At 70.4% G+C, this 15401-nt stretch carries 9 protein-coding genes and 1 pseudogene; 9 read left to right on the top strand and 1 reads right to left on the bottom strand.

The genetic code is table 11. The features are described from left to right. Positions 1–6: 6 nt before the first annotated feature. From glgX to H5411_RS20410, 7 genes and pseudogenes are all read left to right on the top strand, one after another. Entirely contained in the window at positions 7–2151 is a 2145-nt protein-coding gene (gene glgX / locus H5411_RS20440; protein WP_183124683.1) for a glycogen debranching protein GlgX, read from the top strand. A gap of 344 nt (positions 2152–2495) precedes the next feature. Then, positions 2496–4475, top strand: coding sequence for an alpha-1,4-glucan--maltose-1-phosphate maltosyltransferase (locus H5411_RS20435; RefSeq protein WP_101439457.1), 1980 nt, complete (start codon positions 2496–2498; stop codon positions 4473–4475). Positions 4476–4560: 85 nt separating this feature from the next. Beyond that, positions 4561–6354: a maltose alpha-D-glucosyltransferase gene (gene treS, locus H5411_RS20430; RefSeq protein ID WP_183124682.1), complete on the top strand. Its 1794-nt coding sequence runs from the start codon at positions 4561–4563 to the stop codon at positions 6352–6354. 10 nt (positions 6355–6364) lie between these two features. After that, on the top strand, positions 6365–7750 hold the full coding sequence (locus H5411_RS20425; protein WP_460431771.1) for a maltokinase N-terminal cap-like domain-containing protein: 1386 nt from the start codon (positions 6365–6367) through the stop codon (positions 7748–7750). Between the two features lie 5 nt (positions 7751–7755). Continuing rightward, entirely contained in the window at positions 7756–9954 is a 2199-nt protein-coding gene (gene glgB, locus H5411_RS20420; protein WP_183124730.1) for a 1,4-alpha-glucan branching protein GlgB, read from the top strand. 265 nt (positions 9955–10219) lie between these two features. Continuing rightward, a pseudogene (locus tag H5411_RS20415) lies at positions 10220–11044 on the top strand (glycoside hydrolase family 16 protein); the annotation flags it as partial. A gap of 202 nt (positions 11045–11246) precedes the next feature. After that, complete coding sequence (locus H5411_RS20410; RefSeq protein WP_183124680.1) at positions 11247–12692, top strand: S1C family serine protease; 1446 nt, start codon at positions 11247–11249, stop codon at positions 12690–12692. A 29-nt stretch (positions 12693–12721) separates the two neighbouring features. Here H5411_RS20410 and H5411_RS20405 read toward each other — a convergent pair whose 3' ends face one another. Beyond that, on the bottom strand, positions 12722–13543 hold the full coding sequence (locus H5411_RS20405; RefSeq protein ID WP_183124679.1) for an oxidoreductase: 822 nt from the start codon (positions 13541–13543) through the stop codon (positions 12722–12724). A 79-nt stretch (positions 13544–13622) separates the two neighbouring features. Here H5411_RS20405 and H5411_RS20400 point away from each other — a divergent pair, with 79 nt between their 5' ends. Continuing rightward, positions 13623–14147 (top strand): MarR family winged helix-turn-helix transcriptional regulator, encoded by a 525-nt coding sequence (locus H5411_RS20400; RefSeq protein ID WP_312878488.1) that lies wholly within the window; start codon positions 13623–13625, stop codon positions 14145–14147. 62 nt (positions 14148–14209) lie between these two features. Then, a complete protein-coding gene (locus H5411_RS20395) occupies positions 14210–14770 on the top strand; it encodes a cysteine hydrolase family protein (RefSeq protein ID WP_183124678.1) in 561 nt (186 codons plus the stop codon). Positions 14771–15401 lie beyond the last annotated feature (631 nt).

Here is a 15401-nt window from a genome sequence, read left to right as displayed (position 1 = left end):
CGGCGCATGGCACAACGACCCGCATCCGACAACCAGGTTCTCGCCGGACGCCCGTTCCCGCTCGGCGCCCACCCGGAGGCGGGCGGCGTCCGGTTCGCGGTGACGTCCGCCGTCGCCGACGCGGTCGAGGTGTGCCTCATCGGAGACGACGGGTCCGAGCGGCGGATCGAACTGACCGAACGCACGTTCGGCGTCTGGCACGGCCTCGTCCCGGGCGTCACGGTCGGGCAGCGCTACGGCTACCGCGTGCACGGTCCGTACGACCCGGCGCACGGCTACCGGTGCAACCCGGCCAAGCTCCTCGTCGACCCGTACGCGCGCCGGATCGACGGGAAGCTCGTCAGCCTGCACGCCGCACAGGGCTTCACCGGCGACCCGGAGCGCGGTCCGATGTCCACTGTGGACTCATTGGGCGCCGTGCCGCTGTCGGTCGTCACCTCGCCGGGCGGACAGGACACCGGGATCAAGCCCGAGGTCCCGTTCGAGGAGTCGGTGATCTGCGAGCTGCACGTGAAGGGGTTCACCCAGCAGCATCCGTTCATCCCGGAGGCGCTGCGCGGCACGTACCTCGGCCTCGCGCACCCGGTCGCGATCGAGCATCTGACCCGGCTCGGCGTGACGACCGTCGAACTGCTGCCGGTGCACTCGTTCGCCGACGAGCCCGCGCTGATCCGCTCGGGCCGGCACAACTACTGGGGCTACTCGCCGCTGGGCTACTTCGCGCCGCACGCCGGGTACGCGAGCGAGCCGGGCCGCGAGGTCGAGGAGTTCCGCACGATGGTGGCGGCACTGCACGCGGCCGGCATCGAGGTGCTGCTCGACGTCGTCTTCAACCACACCTGCGAAGGCGGCCCGGACGGTCCGACGCTCTCGCTGCGCGGCCTCGACGCCCCGGCGTACTACCTGCACACCCGCCGCGGCCACATGGCCGACCTCACCGGCTGCGGCAACACCCTCGACGCCGGTTCGCCGACGGTCGTCCGGCTGGTCACCGACTCGCTGCGGTACTGGACGCAGGAGATGGGCGTCGACGGGTTCCGCTTCGACCTGGCGAGCACGCTCGGCCGCCCGCGCGGCGAGATGTTCGACCGCGAATCCACGATGCTCACCGCGATCACGACCGACCCGGTGCTGTCGCGCTGCAAGCTGATCGCCGAACCGTGGGACGCGACCGGCGAGGGCTACCGCGTCGGCGACTTCGGCGCGCAGTGGGCCGAGTGGAACGGCCGCTACCGCGACACCGTCCGCGACTTCTGGCGCGGCGCGACCGGCGTGCGGGACCTCGCGTACCGGTTGTCCGGCTCGTCGGATCTGTACGACCACAACCTGCGCCGTCCGTGGCAGTCGATCAACTTCGTCACCGCGCACGACGGCTTCACGTTGCGGGATCTGGTGTCCTACAACGAAAAGCACAACGAGGCCAACGGCGAGGACAACCGCGACGGCACGAACGACAACCGGTCGTGGAACCACGGCGCGGAGGGCGAGACCGACGACCCGGCGATCGTCGCGCTGCGCACCCGCCAGGCGCGCAACCTGTTCGCGACGCTCCTGCTGTCCACCGGCACGCCGATGTTCGCCGCGGGCGACGAGATGTGGCGGACCCAGTACGGCAACAACAACGCCTACTGCCTCGACGACGAGACGTCGTGGATCGACTGGACCCCGACCGAGGCCTCGGAGCCGATGCTCGACTTCGCCCGCCGAGTGATCCGGCTGCGCGCGCACAGCCCGGCGCTGCGGCAGCCGGAGTTCTTCGAGGGCCGCACGACGGTCACCGGCAAGCCCGACCTCGTCTGGTTCCGCCCGGACGGCGAGGAGTTCGACGAGATCGACTGGTTCGACGAGGACCGCCGCACGCTCTGCATGTGGATCGACGGGTCGAACAGCCAGGCGCGCAACCGCGAGGGCGAGCTCGTCACCGACCATTCGTGGCTGCTGGTGCTGCACGCGGGCGCGGAACCGGCCGAGATCGTCCTGCCCGGCCCGGAGTACGGCGAGACCTTCAAGCCCACTTTGGACACCAGCACCGCCGACGGCACCCCGGCCCATCCCGGCGTGCTCGAGCCGAAGGCGCGGATCACGGTCGAGGCGCGGTCGCTGCTGTTGCTGCGCGCGCCGCGGGACACGGTCGAGATCCCGCAGCTGTAACTCGCTCCGCAGAGGTCCGTGAAGGACTCCTTGCCGGAATCGGATTCCCCCAAGGAGTCCTTCACGGACGGCAACGCACGCTCCGGACTTCCGCCCCGATACTCACGGGTAATCACCGGAACGCGCCGCCGATTGTTAACGCAATTCGGCGCGCGTGTTGCGGACGGGGGTCCGGAATGCGTCCGGGAGTTCCGCCGAATGGGCGCGTTTCGCCCGACCGGGTGGCGGGAATTGCAGAAAAAGGCCCCGCTGTCAACGGCTTTGGAGGAATCAGGCACACTGACCGTGCTCGCGAAAGCACACTCCGACCACCCTCCCACCCACCGTGAAAAAGGGGCATTGCCATGACCGGCAGGCTCGGGATCGACGACGTCGCACCCATTGTCAGCTGCGGCCGGCATCCGGCCAAAGCCGTTGCAGGCGAACATTTCCCCGTCACCGCCACGGTCTGGCGGGAGGGTCACGACGCGGTGGCCGCGACGGTCGCCTGGCGCGGTCCCGGCGACCGCGCCGCGCGCCAGACCCGGATGGCCGAACAGGGCCGCGGGCTCGACCGGTTCGGCGCGGTGATCGTGCCCGACGCCGAGGGCATGTGGACCTATCGCGTGGACGCGTGGAGCGATCCGTGGGCCACCTGGGAGCACGCGGTCGAGGTGAAGATCGCCGCCGGGCAGGGGCCGGGGGAGCTGGCCAACGACCTGGAGAGCGGGGCGCGGCTGCTCGACCGCGTGTCGCGCCGCCCGGAGCGGCGGGCCGAGCGCCCGCTGCTCGCCGGGGCCGCGGCCGCGCTGCGCGACGAGGAGCGCGATCTCGCCGAGCGCGTCGGACCGGCGCTCTCGCCCGAGGTCCGCCAGCTCATGCACGACTTCCCGGTGCGCGAGCTGATCACCAAGGGCCGCACGCTGAAGCTGTGGGTCGACCGCAAGCGCGCGGCTTTCGGTTCCTGGTACGAATTCTTCCCCCGCTCCACCGGCGGGGTCGACGCGCAGGGCCGCGCGGTGCACGGCACCTTCGCCACCGCCGAGCGCGAGCTGGACCGCATCGCGGGCATGGGCTTCGACGTCGTCTACCTGCCGCCGGTGCACCCCATCGGGCGGGTGAACCGCAAGGGCCCCAACAACACTCTGGACGCGACGCCGGACGACGTCGGCTCGCCGTGGGCGATCGGAGCCGACGAGGGCGGGCACGACGCGATCCACCCGCAGCTGGGCACGATCGAGGATTTCGACTCGTTCGTGGCGCGCGCGGAGGAACTCGGCCTCGAGGTCGCGCTCGACCTCGCGCTGCAGGCCGCGCCGGACCACCCGTGGGTGGTCAAATACCCGGAGTTCTTCACCACCCGCCCGGACGGCACCATCGCGTACGCGGAGAACCCGCCGAAGAAGTACCAGGACATCTACCCGGTCAACTTCGACAACGACCCGCGCGGCATCTACGACGAGGTGCTGCGCGTCGTGCTGCACTGGGTGTCGCACGGGGTGCGGATCTTCCGGGTCGACAACCCGCACACCAAGCCGCCGGACTTCTGGGCGTGGCTGATCCAGTCGGTGAAGGACGCGCATCCGGACGTGCTGTTCCTCGCCGAGGCGTTCACCCGTCCGGCCCGGCTGTGGGGGCTGGCGAAACTCGGCTTCACGCAGAGCTACACGTACTTCACCTGGCGCACGACGAAAGAAGAGCTGATCGAGTTCGGCACGGACCTCGTCGCGCACTGGGACCACGGACGGCCGAACCTGTTCGTCAACACTCCGGACATCCTGCACGAATCGCTGCAGCACGGCGGTCCGGGCATGTTCGCGCTGCGCGCCGCGCTCGCCGCGACGATGTCGCCGACCTGGGGCGTGTACTCCGGCTACGAACTGTTCGAATCCGAGGCGGTGCGGCCGGGCAGCGAGGAGTACCTCGACTCGGAGAAGTACCAGCTGCGCCCGCGCGATTTCGCCCGCGCGCTCGCCGAGGGCCGTTCGCTGGAACCGTGGCTGACCCGGCTCAACGCCGTCCGCCGCGCGCACCCGGCGCTGCAGGGCATGCGGTCGCTGCGCTTCCACCACATCGACAACGACGCGCTGCTCGCCTACTCCAAACAGGACCCGGCGACCGGGGACACGGTCGTCGCGGTGGTGAACCTCGACCCGCACAACGCGCAGGAGGGCACGCTCTGGCTCGACCTGCCGTCGCTCGGCTTCGACTGGTCCGAACGGCTCATCGCGCACGACGAGGTCACCGGCGAGACGTGGGACTGGGGCCAGGCGAACTTCGTCCGGCTCGAACCGTGGCGGGCGGTCGCGCACATCGTGGCGCTGCGCCGCAGGCTCGCGGCCTGACGGCTTCTTCGACACGAGTGGTTATCCCGGAGCGGATCGGGATAACCGTATTCAGCACCGGCAAACTCACGACAAGGTGGAACGGATGGACGAGGAGAGCCGGCCCGGCGCCGCGGCGGGACTGGCGGACGTGCCGCACACCGGGGAGGCGATGACCGCCGACGGCATGCTGGTCGAGCCGCAGGCGGACGACTTCACGCACGCGCACGCGGCGCCGAAGGACCCGGAATGGTTCAAGAGCGCGGTGTTCTACGAGGTGCTGGTGCGCGCGTTCGCCGATTCGAACGGCGACGGCACCGGCGACCTGCGCGGGCTGGCCGGCCGGCTCGACTACCTCGCCTGGCTCGGCGTGGACTGCCTGTGGCTGCCGCCGTTCTACGCCTCGCCGCTGCGCGACGGCGGGTACGACATCAGCGATTTCCGTGCCGTGCTGCCGGAATTCGGCAGCGTCGAGGACTTCGTGTACCTGCTCGACGAGGCGCACCGGCGCGGCATCCGGGTGATCACCGACCTGGTGCTGAACCACACGTCGGACGCGCATCCGTGGTTCCAGCAGTCGCGCTCGGACCCGGACGGCCCGTACGGCGACTACTACGTGTGGAGCGACGACGATTCCCGCTACGCCGACGCGCGGATCATCTTCGTCGACACCGAAACGTCGAACTGGACCTACGACCCGGTGCGCGGCCAGTTCTACTGGCACCGGTTCTTCTCCCACCAGCCGGACCTGAACTACGAGAACCCGGCCGTGCAGGACGCGATGATCGACGTGCTGCGATTCTGGCTGGACATCGGCATCGACGGCTTCCGCCTGGACGCGGTGCCCTACCTGTTCGAACAGGAGGGCACCAACTGCGAGAACCTGCCGCGCACGCACGATTTCCTCAAGCGCTGCCGGAAAGTGGTCGACGACGAGTACCCCGGCCGGATCCTGCTGGCCGAGGCGAACCAGTGGCCGACCGACGTGGTCGAGTACTTCGGCGACGCGGAGTCCGGCGGCGACGAATGCCACATGGCGTTCCACTTCCCGCTGATGCCGCGGATCTTCATGGCCGTGCGCCGGGAGTCGCGGTTCCCGATCTCGGAGATCCTGCTGCAGACGCCGCAGATCCCGTCCGGCACGCAGTGGGGCATCTTCCTGCGCAACCACGACGAGCTGACGCTCGAGATGGTCAGCGACGAAGAGCGCGACTACATGTACTCCGAGTACGCCAAGGACCCGCGGATGAAGGCCAACATCGGCATCCGCCGGCGGCTGGCCCCGCTGCTGGACAACGACCGCAACCAGCAGGAGCTGTTCACCGCGCTGCTGCTGTCGCTGCCCGGGTCGCCGGTGCTGTACTACGGCGACGAGATCGGCATGGGCGACAACATCTGGCTCGGCGACCGCGACGCCGTCCGCACGCCGATGCAGTGGACGCCCGACCGCAACGCCGGGTTCTCGACCTGCGACCCCGGCCGGATCTACCTGCCGGTGATCATGGACCCGGTGTACGGGCACCAGGCGCTGAACGTCGAGGCGCAGGCCGACAACGCGGCGTCGCTGCTGAACTGGACGCGCCGGATGATCGAGGTCCGCAAGCAGCACCACGCGTTCGGCCAGGGCGATTTCACCGACCTCGGCGGCTCGAACCCGAGCGTGCTCGCCTACCAGCGCCGGTGGCTGCGCCCGGACGGCCGCGAGGACGTCGTGCTGTGCGTCAACAACCTGTCCCGTTTCCCGCAGCCGGTGGAACTGGACCTGTCCGCGCACCAGGGCGCGACGCCGGTCGAGCTGACCGGCGGCGTGCGCTTCCCGGACATCGGCGAGCTGCCGTACCTGCTCACGCTGCCCGGGCACGGGTTCTACTGGTTCCAGCTGCTCGAGCCGGAAGAATGAGGTGAGTCCGCTGTCGCACCACGGTCCCCCGCCCGAACTGTCCGAGGTGTCCGGGGCGCTGGCCGCCCTCCTGCCGGACTGGCTGCCCGCGCAGCGCTGGTTCGCGGGCAAGGACCGGCCCGTCGACGAGGTCCGCCCGGCCGGCCTCACCGTGCTGGACGGCCCGGATCCGCTGCTGGTGCACGCGGTCGTCGACGTGGTGCAGGGCGACCGCGCCGAGCCCTACCAGCTGCTGATCGGCCGCCGGTCCGGGATTCCCGAGGTCGCGTCGGCGGCGCTGCTCGGCGACCGGCTCTACGAGGCGAGCGGCGACGCGGACCTCGCCGCCGGGCTGCTCGACCGGATGGCGGCGGGCGAGTCCGTCGGGCCGCTGCGGTTCGCGGCGGAACCGGACGCGACGCTCGAGCCCGGGCTGCGTTCGCGGCCGATCACCGCGGAGCAGAGCAACACCTCGCTGGTGTACGGCGGGCAGTACATCCTCAAGCTGTTCCGCAAGCTCAGCCCGGGCATGAACAAAGACCTGCTGCTGCACCGCGCGCTGCAGAAAGCCGGGTGCAAGCACGTGGCGCGCGTCGTCGGCTCGATCTCCGGGGAACTGCACGGCGAACCCGCGACGATGGGGATGCTGCAGGAGTTCCTGCCGGACGCGGTCGACGGGTGGGCGATGGCGACCACGAGCGTGCGGGACCTGCTGGCCGAACCGGACCAGTCGGCGGAGGAAGCGGGCGGCGACTTCGCGGGCGAGGCCGAGCGGCTGGGCACCGCAGTGGCCGAGGTGCACGCGGACCTCGCGACCGCGCTCGGCACCGAGCCCGCAGACAGCGACGAGCTGGCCCGCACGGTGCGCGCGATGACCGAGCGTCTCGACCAGGTGTCCGAGGCCGTCCCGGAGCTGGCCGTGTACGCGCCCGCGCTGCGCGAAGTGTTCGAAGCGGTGCGCGCGCACGAGGCGCCGATCTCGCTGCAGTACATCCACGGCGATCTGCACTTGGGCCAGGTGCTGCGTACCGTCAACGGATGGCTGCTGCTGGACTTCGAAGGCGAACCGGCCGCCCCGGTCGCGGAACGGCACGCGCTGCGCTCGCCGCTGCGCGACGTCGCGGGCATGCTGCGGTCGTTCGACTACGCGGCGCACCAGCGGCTCGTCGGGCAGCCCGAGAACGCGGACGTGACCCGGCACGCGATGGAATGGGCCCGGCGCAACCGCGCCGCGTTCTGCACCGGGTACGCCCGCGCCGGCGGGCCGGTCGGCGACCCGCGGGAGCACGCGGACCTGCTCCGCGCCTTTGAACTGGACAAAGCGGTGTACGAGGTCGCCTACGAGCACGCGAACCGGCCGGACTGGCTGAGCGTGCCCCTGGCGGCGATCGCCCGCAGCACCGACGGAAGCGAGTGACCCCTGTGAACGCTGTCCCCGCGGATCTGCCCTCGGCGGCGCCGTCACCGATCGACATCGACCGGCTGCTGGCAGGCGAGCACCACGACCCGCATTCGGTGCTCGGCGTGCACACCGTCGGCAGCGACATCGTCGTGCGCGCGCTGCGCCCGGGCGCGACATCGGTGTCGGTCGTCGCCGGCGAGCGACGCGTCCCGCTGGATCGCGTGGCGGACGCGCTGTTCGCCGCGACGCTGCCGGAACACCCCGGCGACTACCGGATCGAAGTCGGCTACGACAACCGGACGGTCGTCACCGACGACCCGTACCGCTGGCTGCCGACGGTGGGGGAGCTGGACCAGCACCTCATCGGCGAAGGACGGCACGAGCGGCTGTGGGACGTCCTCGGCGCGCACGTGCGCCGGTACGACACCCCGAACGGAGTCGTCGAAGGCGTGTCCTTCGCGGTGTGGGCGCCGACCGCGCGCGGCGTCCGGGTGATCGGCGACTTCAACGCGTGGGAGGGCCGCGGCCATCCGATGCGCTCGCTCGGGTCGTCCGGCGTGTGGGAGCTGTTCGTGCCCGGCGTTTCCGTCGGCAGCTGCTACAAGTTCCGCATCCTCGGCGCGGACGGGCACTGGCACGAGAAGGCCGACCCGATGGCGTTCGCCACCGAGGTGCCGCCCGCGACCGCGTCGAAGGTGACCGAATCCGAGTACACCTGGGGCGACGGCGACTGGGTCGCCCGGCGCGAGGCGACCGACTGGGCGGACGCGCCGATGAGCGTGTACGAGGTGCACCTCGGCTCGTGGCGGCCCGGGCTCGGCTACCGCGAACTGGCCGACCAACTGGCCGACTACGTCGAGGAAACCGGCTTCACCCACGTCGAGTTCCTGCCGGTGGCCGAGCATCCGTTCGGCGGCTCGTGGGGCTACCAGGTCACCTCGTACTACGCGCCGACGTCGCGGTTCGGCTCGCCGGACGACTTCCGGTACCTGGTCGACCATCTGCACCAGCGCGGCATCGGCGTGCTCGTGGACTGGGTGCCCGCGCATTTCCCGCGCGACATCTGGGCGCTGGCGCGGTTCGACGGCAGCCCGCTGTACGAGCACGAGGACCCGCGCCGCGGCGAGCAGCCGGACTGGGGCACGCTCGTGTTCAACTTCGGTCGCAACGAGGTGCGCAACTTCCTCGTCGCGAACGCGCTGTTCTGGCTGGAGGAGTACCACCTCGACGGCCTGCGCGTGGACGCGGTCGCGTCGATGCTGTACCTCGACTACTCCCGCAAGGAAGGGGAGTGGCTGCCGAACGAGTACGGCGGCCGGGAAAACCTCGACGCCGTACGGTTTCTGCAGGAACTGAACGCGACTGTCTACAAGCGACACCCGGGCGTGGTGATGGTTGCCGAGGAGTCCACCGCGTGGCCCGGCGTCACCCGCCCGACGCATCTGGGCGGTCTCGGGTTCGGCTTCAAGTGGAACATGGGCTGGATGCACGACACGCTCCGCTACCTGTCGCACGAGCCGATCCACCGGGCGTACCACCACAACGAGATGACCTTCTCGCTCGTGTACGCGTGGAGCGAGAACTTCGTCCTGCCGCTGTCGCACGACGAAGTGGTGCACGGCAAGGGTTCGCTGTGGGAACGGATGCCGGGCGACGACTGGAACAAGGCGGCCGGGCTGCGCGCGCTGCTGGCGTTCATGTGGGCGCATCCGGGCAAGCAATTGCTGTTCATGGGCGGCGAATTCGGCCAGCCGCGCGAATGGTCGGAGTCGCGGCCGCTGGACTGGCATCTGCTGGAAACCCCGCTGCACCGCGGCGTGCGCGACCTGATCCGGCAGCTGAACGCGGTCTACCGGGACACCGCCGCGCTGTTCAGCGGCGACGTCCGGCCGGAAGGCTTCCGCTGGATCGACGCGAACGACTCCGCCGGGAACGTGCTGAGCTTCCTGCGCCTGGGCGCGGACGGTTCGCGGCTCGCCTGCATCGCGAACTTCGCCGGAGTCCCGCACCACGACTACCGGGTGGGGCTCCCGTCGGCCGGCCGGTGGACCGAGGTGCTGAACACGGACGCGGAAGCGTACGGCGGCTCGGGAGTCGGGAACCTGGGCGCGGTGGAGGCGACGGAGGAACCGTGGCACGGCCAGCCCGCGTCGGCGGTGCTGCAACTGCCGCCGAGCGGGGTGCTGTGGTTGCTGGAGGAACGCCCCGCCGAAGACTGACCTGTCCACCGCTTTCGCTTTCGAGGCCGTGAGGGGAACCCCGAGTCCGTCGGGGTTCCCCTCACGGCCTTCCTGCGGTGTTGCCCGTCCGGTCATCCGGTGTTGCCCGGAATTCCTCTCGCAGCCGTCGTCTCCCGACTCCGGTCGGAAAATGACCCACGGAGCGTCTTGCCGGTGGAGCCGCTGGTCGGCATACTTTGTTGCCATCCACAACAAACCCGGGGTGGCGCCGCCAGGCCGCCCCTCGAGTGATTGAGGGATGACAATGACGTCCACGCACACCCCCTCTCGCTGGCGGCTGCTCGCGATCCCCGCGGCGCTCGTCCTCGCCGGCGCGGTCGCGCTGACGCCCGCCGGGAACGCCGCGCCCGCCGCCGCTCCGGCCGCCGGGTTCTCCGACGATTTCGACGGCCCGGCCGGCTCTCCCGCCGACGGGAGCAAGTGGAACTACGAAACCGGCGACAACAACGGCAACAACCACGAACGGCAGTGGTACACCTCGGGCGCGGCGAACGCCGCGCTCGACGGCCAGGGCCACCTCGTGATCACCGCGAAGAAAGAGAACTCCGGCAACACCTGCTGGTACGGCGCGTGCCAGTACACGTCGGCGCGGCTGAACACGTCCGGCAAGTTCAGCCAGGCGTACGGGCACCTGGAAGTCCGGATGAAGCTGCCGCGCGGGCAAGGGATGTGGCCGGCGTTCTGGATGCTCGGCGGCGGGCAGTGGCCGGACGACGGCGAGATCGACGTGATGGAAAACATCGGCAAGGAGCCGAACACGGTGCACGGCACCATCCACGGCCCCGGCTACTCGGGAGCGGGCGGCATCGGCGCGGCGTTCACCGGCCCGAACTTCTCCGACGACTTCCACACCTACGCGGTCGACTGGTCGCCGGACAAGATCGTCTGGCTGGTCGACGGCCAGGCCTACGAAACCCGCACGCCGGCGGACCTCAACGGCAAGAAATGGGTGTACGACCACCCGTTTTACCTGATTTTGAACCTCGCGGTGGGCGGCGACTGGCCGGGCGACCCGGACGGCAGCACCCAGTTCCCGCAACAGCTGGTGGTCGACTACGTGCACGTGAGCTGACCACCCTCGCCGCCGGAACCCCGGCGGCGCGGAGAAGGCGCGGTCTCCGCGGGCCCCGTCCGGCTCTTTCCCGAGCCGGGCGGGGCTTTTCCGTGCCGCGGCCCGGGTACACAGGTTTCGCACGGACGACGTCAAGGAAAATCTCAGGTAGCAGGTGTTTCCTGAGCTGGCGGAGGGTCACGAGACGCAGGAGCGGACCATGAACGAGCAGGAGCGCAGCGGGCACGGCCAGGGACAGCCCGGTTACGGACAGGCGTACCCCTACTCGCCGGGAGCCGGACAGCAATCTCAGCACGGCTGGGGCCACTGGGGCACTCCGCCGCCGGGCGCGTACGGACCTCAGCCCGGCGGTCAGCCGTACCCGACCCAGCAGTTCCCCGCGCCGCACCACCAGCGGTCCCGCCATCCGTTGCGGACGGCGGCCCTGACCGCCGGCGCGGTCGCGCTGTCGGTCGCCGTCGGGCTCGGGGTCGGGCACTTCGTGTGGACGCCGTCCGCGCCGTCCGGCGTTTCCGGGAACCAGAACTTCGGTTCCATCGGCAACCAGACCAACCCGTCGAACACCGCGATCGACCCGCAGGCGATCGCGAAGAAGGCCAGCCCGGGCGTCGTCAACGTCAACACCGAGCTGGGCTATCAGGGCGCGGCCGCGGCGGGCACCGGCATCGTGCTCACCCCCGACGGCGAGGTGCTCACGAACAACCACGTCGTCGAGGGCGCGACCAGCATCAAGGTCACCGACATCGGCAACGGCCAGACGTACACCGCCTCGGTGCTCGGCTACGACCGCAGCCACGACGTCGCGGTGCTCAAGCTCGCGGACGCGTCCGGGCTGGCGACGGAGACGCTCGGCGATTCCTCGTCGGTCAAGGTCGGCGACGCGGTCGTCGGGCTCGGCAACGCGGGCGGAGCCGGGGGAGCGCCGATCCCGGCCGGCGGTCGGGTGACCGCGCTGAACCAGTCGATCACCGCGTCCGACGAATCGAACAGCTCGTCCGAGAAGCTCAAGGACCTGATCCAGGTCGACGCGAACATCCAGTCCGGCGATTCCGGCGGCCCGCTCGTGAACGGGCAGGGCCAGGTCGTCGGCATGGACACCGCGGCCTCGGCCGGGTACCAGTTCAACGGCGGCGGACGACGCGGCCACGGCGGGCTCGGCAACGGCTTCCCCGGCGACAACTCCCCGGGCGACTCGCAAGGCGACGGCTCGCAGGGCAATGGCTCGCAGGGTGACGGCTCGCAGGGTTCCAGCGGGAACGAGGGCTACGCGATCCCGATCAACCAGGCGATCTCCATCGCGCACCAGATCGTCGGCGGCACCGGCTCCGACACGGTTCACATCGGGAAGAGCGCGTTCCTGGGCGTGACCGTCAGCGATGCCGGACAGCAGCAGCAACAGCAGAGCGGAACCGGCACGGGCGCCGCTATCCAAGAGGTCGTCCCCGACGGCGCGGCGGCCAAAGCGGGTCTCGTCGCTGGAGACGTGATCACCGCGGTGGACGGCAAACCGGTCGACTCGCCCACCGCGCTGACCACCCTGATGGACCAGCATCACCCCGGCGACAAGCTCACCGTGACCGTCGTCGACCAGACCGGTCAGCAGCAGAACGTCACGGTCGTGCCCGCCGAAGGCCCCGTGGGCTGACTCTCCGCGTCATCCGGGCGGCTGAGCGTTCAGTCGTCCGGATAACGCGTGTCCAGCGAGACCTCCTCCCACGCCGCGAGATCGGCGAGCTGCTGCTCGAGCTTCGCCCGGATCCGGGTCACCGCCTCGGGCCCGAGCGGCAGCCGCAGCGGCGCGTCCGGAGTGTCGACGAGTTTGACGATGGCCTCCGCGGCCTTCGCCGGATCGTTCGGCTGCACGCCGTCCTGCGCGGAAAACCGTTGGCGCATAACGCCCGCCGGGGTGTCGCGGTAGTCGTCGATAGGTTCGGAAAACGTCATCGACCTCCCGGCGAAGTCCGTCCGGAACGGCCCTGGTTCCACCAGGCTCACCCGGATCCCCAGCGGCGCGACCTCCCCGGCGAGCGCCTCGGACATCCCTTCCAGCGCGAACTTCGACGTCGCGTACAACGCGTGCCCGGGATTCCCGACCACCCCGCCGACCGACGACAACTGCACGATGTGCCCGCTGCGCTGCGCCCGCAGATGCGGCAGCACCGCGCGCGTGACGTTCAGGACGCCGAACACGTTGGTCTCGAGCACTTGCCGAGCCTGTTCGTCGGTCAGTTCTTCGAGCGCGCCGACCAGCCCGCGCCCGGCGTTGTTGACCAGGACGTCGATCCGCCCGTACTCAGCGATCGCCGCGCTCACCGCGGCTTCCACCGACGCCGGATCCGTGACGTCCAGCCGGGCGGTGAACGTCTTCAAGCCTTCGAGCGCACTCGTGTCGCGAGCCGTGGCCACGACCTTTTCTCCCCGCGCCAGCACAGTTTCGGCGAGCACGCGGCCGAACCCGCTGCTCGCTCCCGTGATGAACCAGACGCGTCCGGACATGCGGACCTCCCCAGGACCAGGTACCTTGATACTCAAACCAAACTACCTTGAGCTTCGAGGGAGTGTCCAGTTGGACTCAGTGGGGGCGGGCCTGGCCGCGTGGCTGGCCGTGATGCCGGACGGCGTGGACGAGCAGGTCGAAGCGGCCCGGCAGCGGATCGGCCGGCTGTCGCGGCAGTTCGAGCAGGTGCTGCGCGGAGTCGCGGAGGAATACGGCTTCAGCACGGGGGACTGGCAAGCGCTGTCGGCGTTGCACCGCTCGGGCCGCGCGGCGGTGCTCACCCCGAAAGAGCTGGGCGACCGGCTGGGCGTCACCTCCGGCACCGTCACCGTACGGATCGACCGCCTGGAACGAGCGGGTTTGGTGGAACGCGTCGCCGCGTCCTCGGACGGCCGGAGCCGCCCGATCCGCCTGACCCGCAAGGGTCGCGCCCGCTGGGCCGCCGCGACTCGGAAACGCACCGAACGAGAGCAGGCGCTGTTCCGGTCCGTGCTGGGTGAGGATGAGCTGGATGGCTTGAACGGTCTCCTGTCCCGCCTGCTGACCCGCTTCGAGGCCGAGTTCGGCCCGTCCTCCCCGCACGACGCCCTCCGCCCGGAGTGACTTCGCCGGTTTTTGTCGGTGGTCGGCGCTAGCGTGGGCGGTATCAGACTGGAGGGAAGATCATGACCACTCTCAAAGACCGGCCGAACACCGCACTGCTGGTCGTCGACGTGCAGAACGGCGTCGTCGCGGACGCGCACGAGCGGGACAGCGTCGTGGCGAACGTGGCCGCGCTGGTGGACAAAGCCCGGGAGGCCGGGGTCCCCGTCGTGTGGGTCCAGCACAACGACGAGGGTTTGGAAAAGGGCAGCTCCGAATGGGAACTGGTCCCGGAGCTGAAGCCCGCGCCGTCGGAACCGCTGGTGGAGAAGTCCTACGGCGACTCCTTCGAAGACACCACCCTGGAGTCAGTCCTCGCCGACCGGGGAGTGGGGCACCTGGTGGTGAGCGGAGCCGAGACGGACGCCTGCATCCGCTCCACCCTGCACGGCGCCTTCGCGCGAGGCTACGACGCGACCCTGGTGAGCGACGCCCACACGACGGGAGACCGCACTACGTGGGGCGCGCCGCCGCCCGCGCAGGTCATCGCGCACACGAACCTGTACTGGACCCACCAGGCCGCACCAGGTCGGACCGCGGGCACGGTCACCACGAAGGAGGTCGCCTTCAAACCGGGTGCGTGAGAGGGGCCGCTCCCGCGTGTGCGACGTCTCGCGGCTGCAGGGGGGATGCCTCGCCCGGCGCGTGAGACCGTCGCCTGGAGCCTGGAGCCTGGAGCCTGGAGCCTGGAGCCTGGAGCCTGGAGCCTGGAGCCTGGAGCCTGGAGCCTGGAGCCTGGAGCCTGGAGCCGGGAGCCGGGAGCCGGGAGCCGGGAGCCGGGAGCCGGGAGCCGGGAGCCGGGAGCCGGGCTGGGCCAGCGCGGTCGGGCTGCGTTCCGGAATCAGGCGGAGCTGGAGCGGTCGGGCTGCATTCCGGAGCGGGGCCGGGCTCGAGCGGCGGTGTCGAGCGAGGCCGAGCCGTGGGCTGGAAAGCTGCATGAGGCGAGCGAGGCCCGCTGCGCATTCTCGACCTCGCGTCCACGCGCAGCCTCCGCCACCGCTCCTGCCCTGCCCGGGACCCGCCGGGTCGCTCCGCAGCACGTCGGCGATCGGCCGGGGAAGGTTCAGCGAGCAGGAGAGGCGTCGTCGGGCACGAGTCCGCCGGGACCCGAGTCGGAGCCCCTCGCGGCGATTCCGGATGGCGACGCCGCGCCTTCCCAGCAACGCCTCCACGCACTGGGCCGCCCGGGCCCCAACCGTCGTGCGCCCACGGCCC

Origin of the sequence: Amycolatopsis echigonensis (assembly GCF_014174495.1) — a bacterium.
Lineage (GTDB): Bacteria > Actinomycetota > Actinomycetes > Mycobacteriales > Pseudonocardiaceae > Amycolatopsis > Amycolatopsis echigonensis.
Note: the sequence above shows the minus strand (reverse complement) of the source record. Positions and strands in the feature narration are given on the sequence as shown.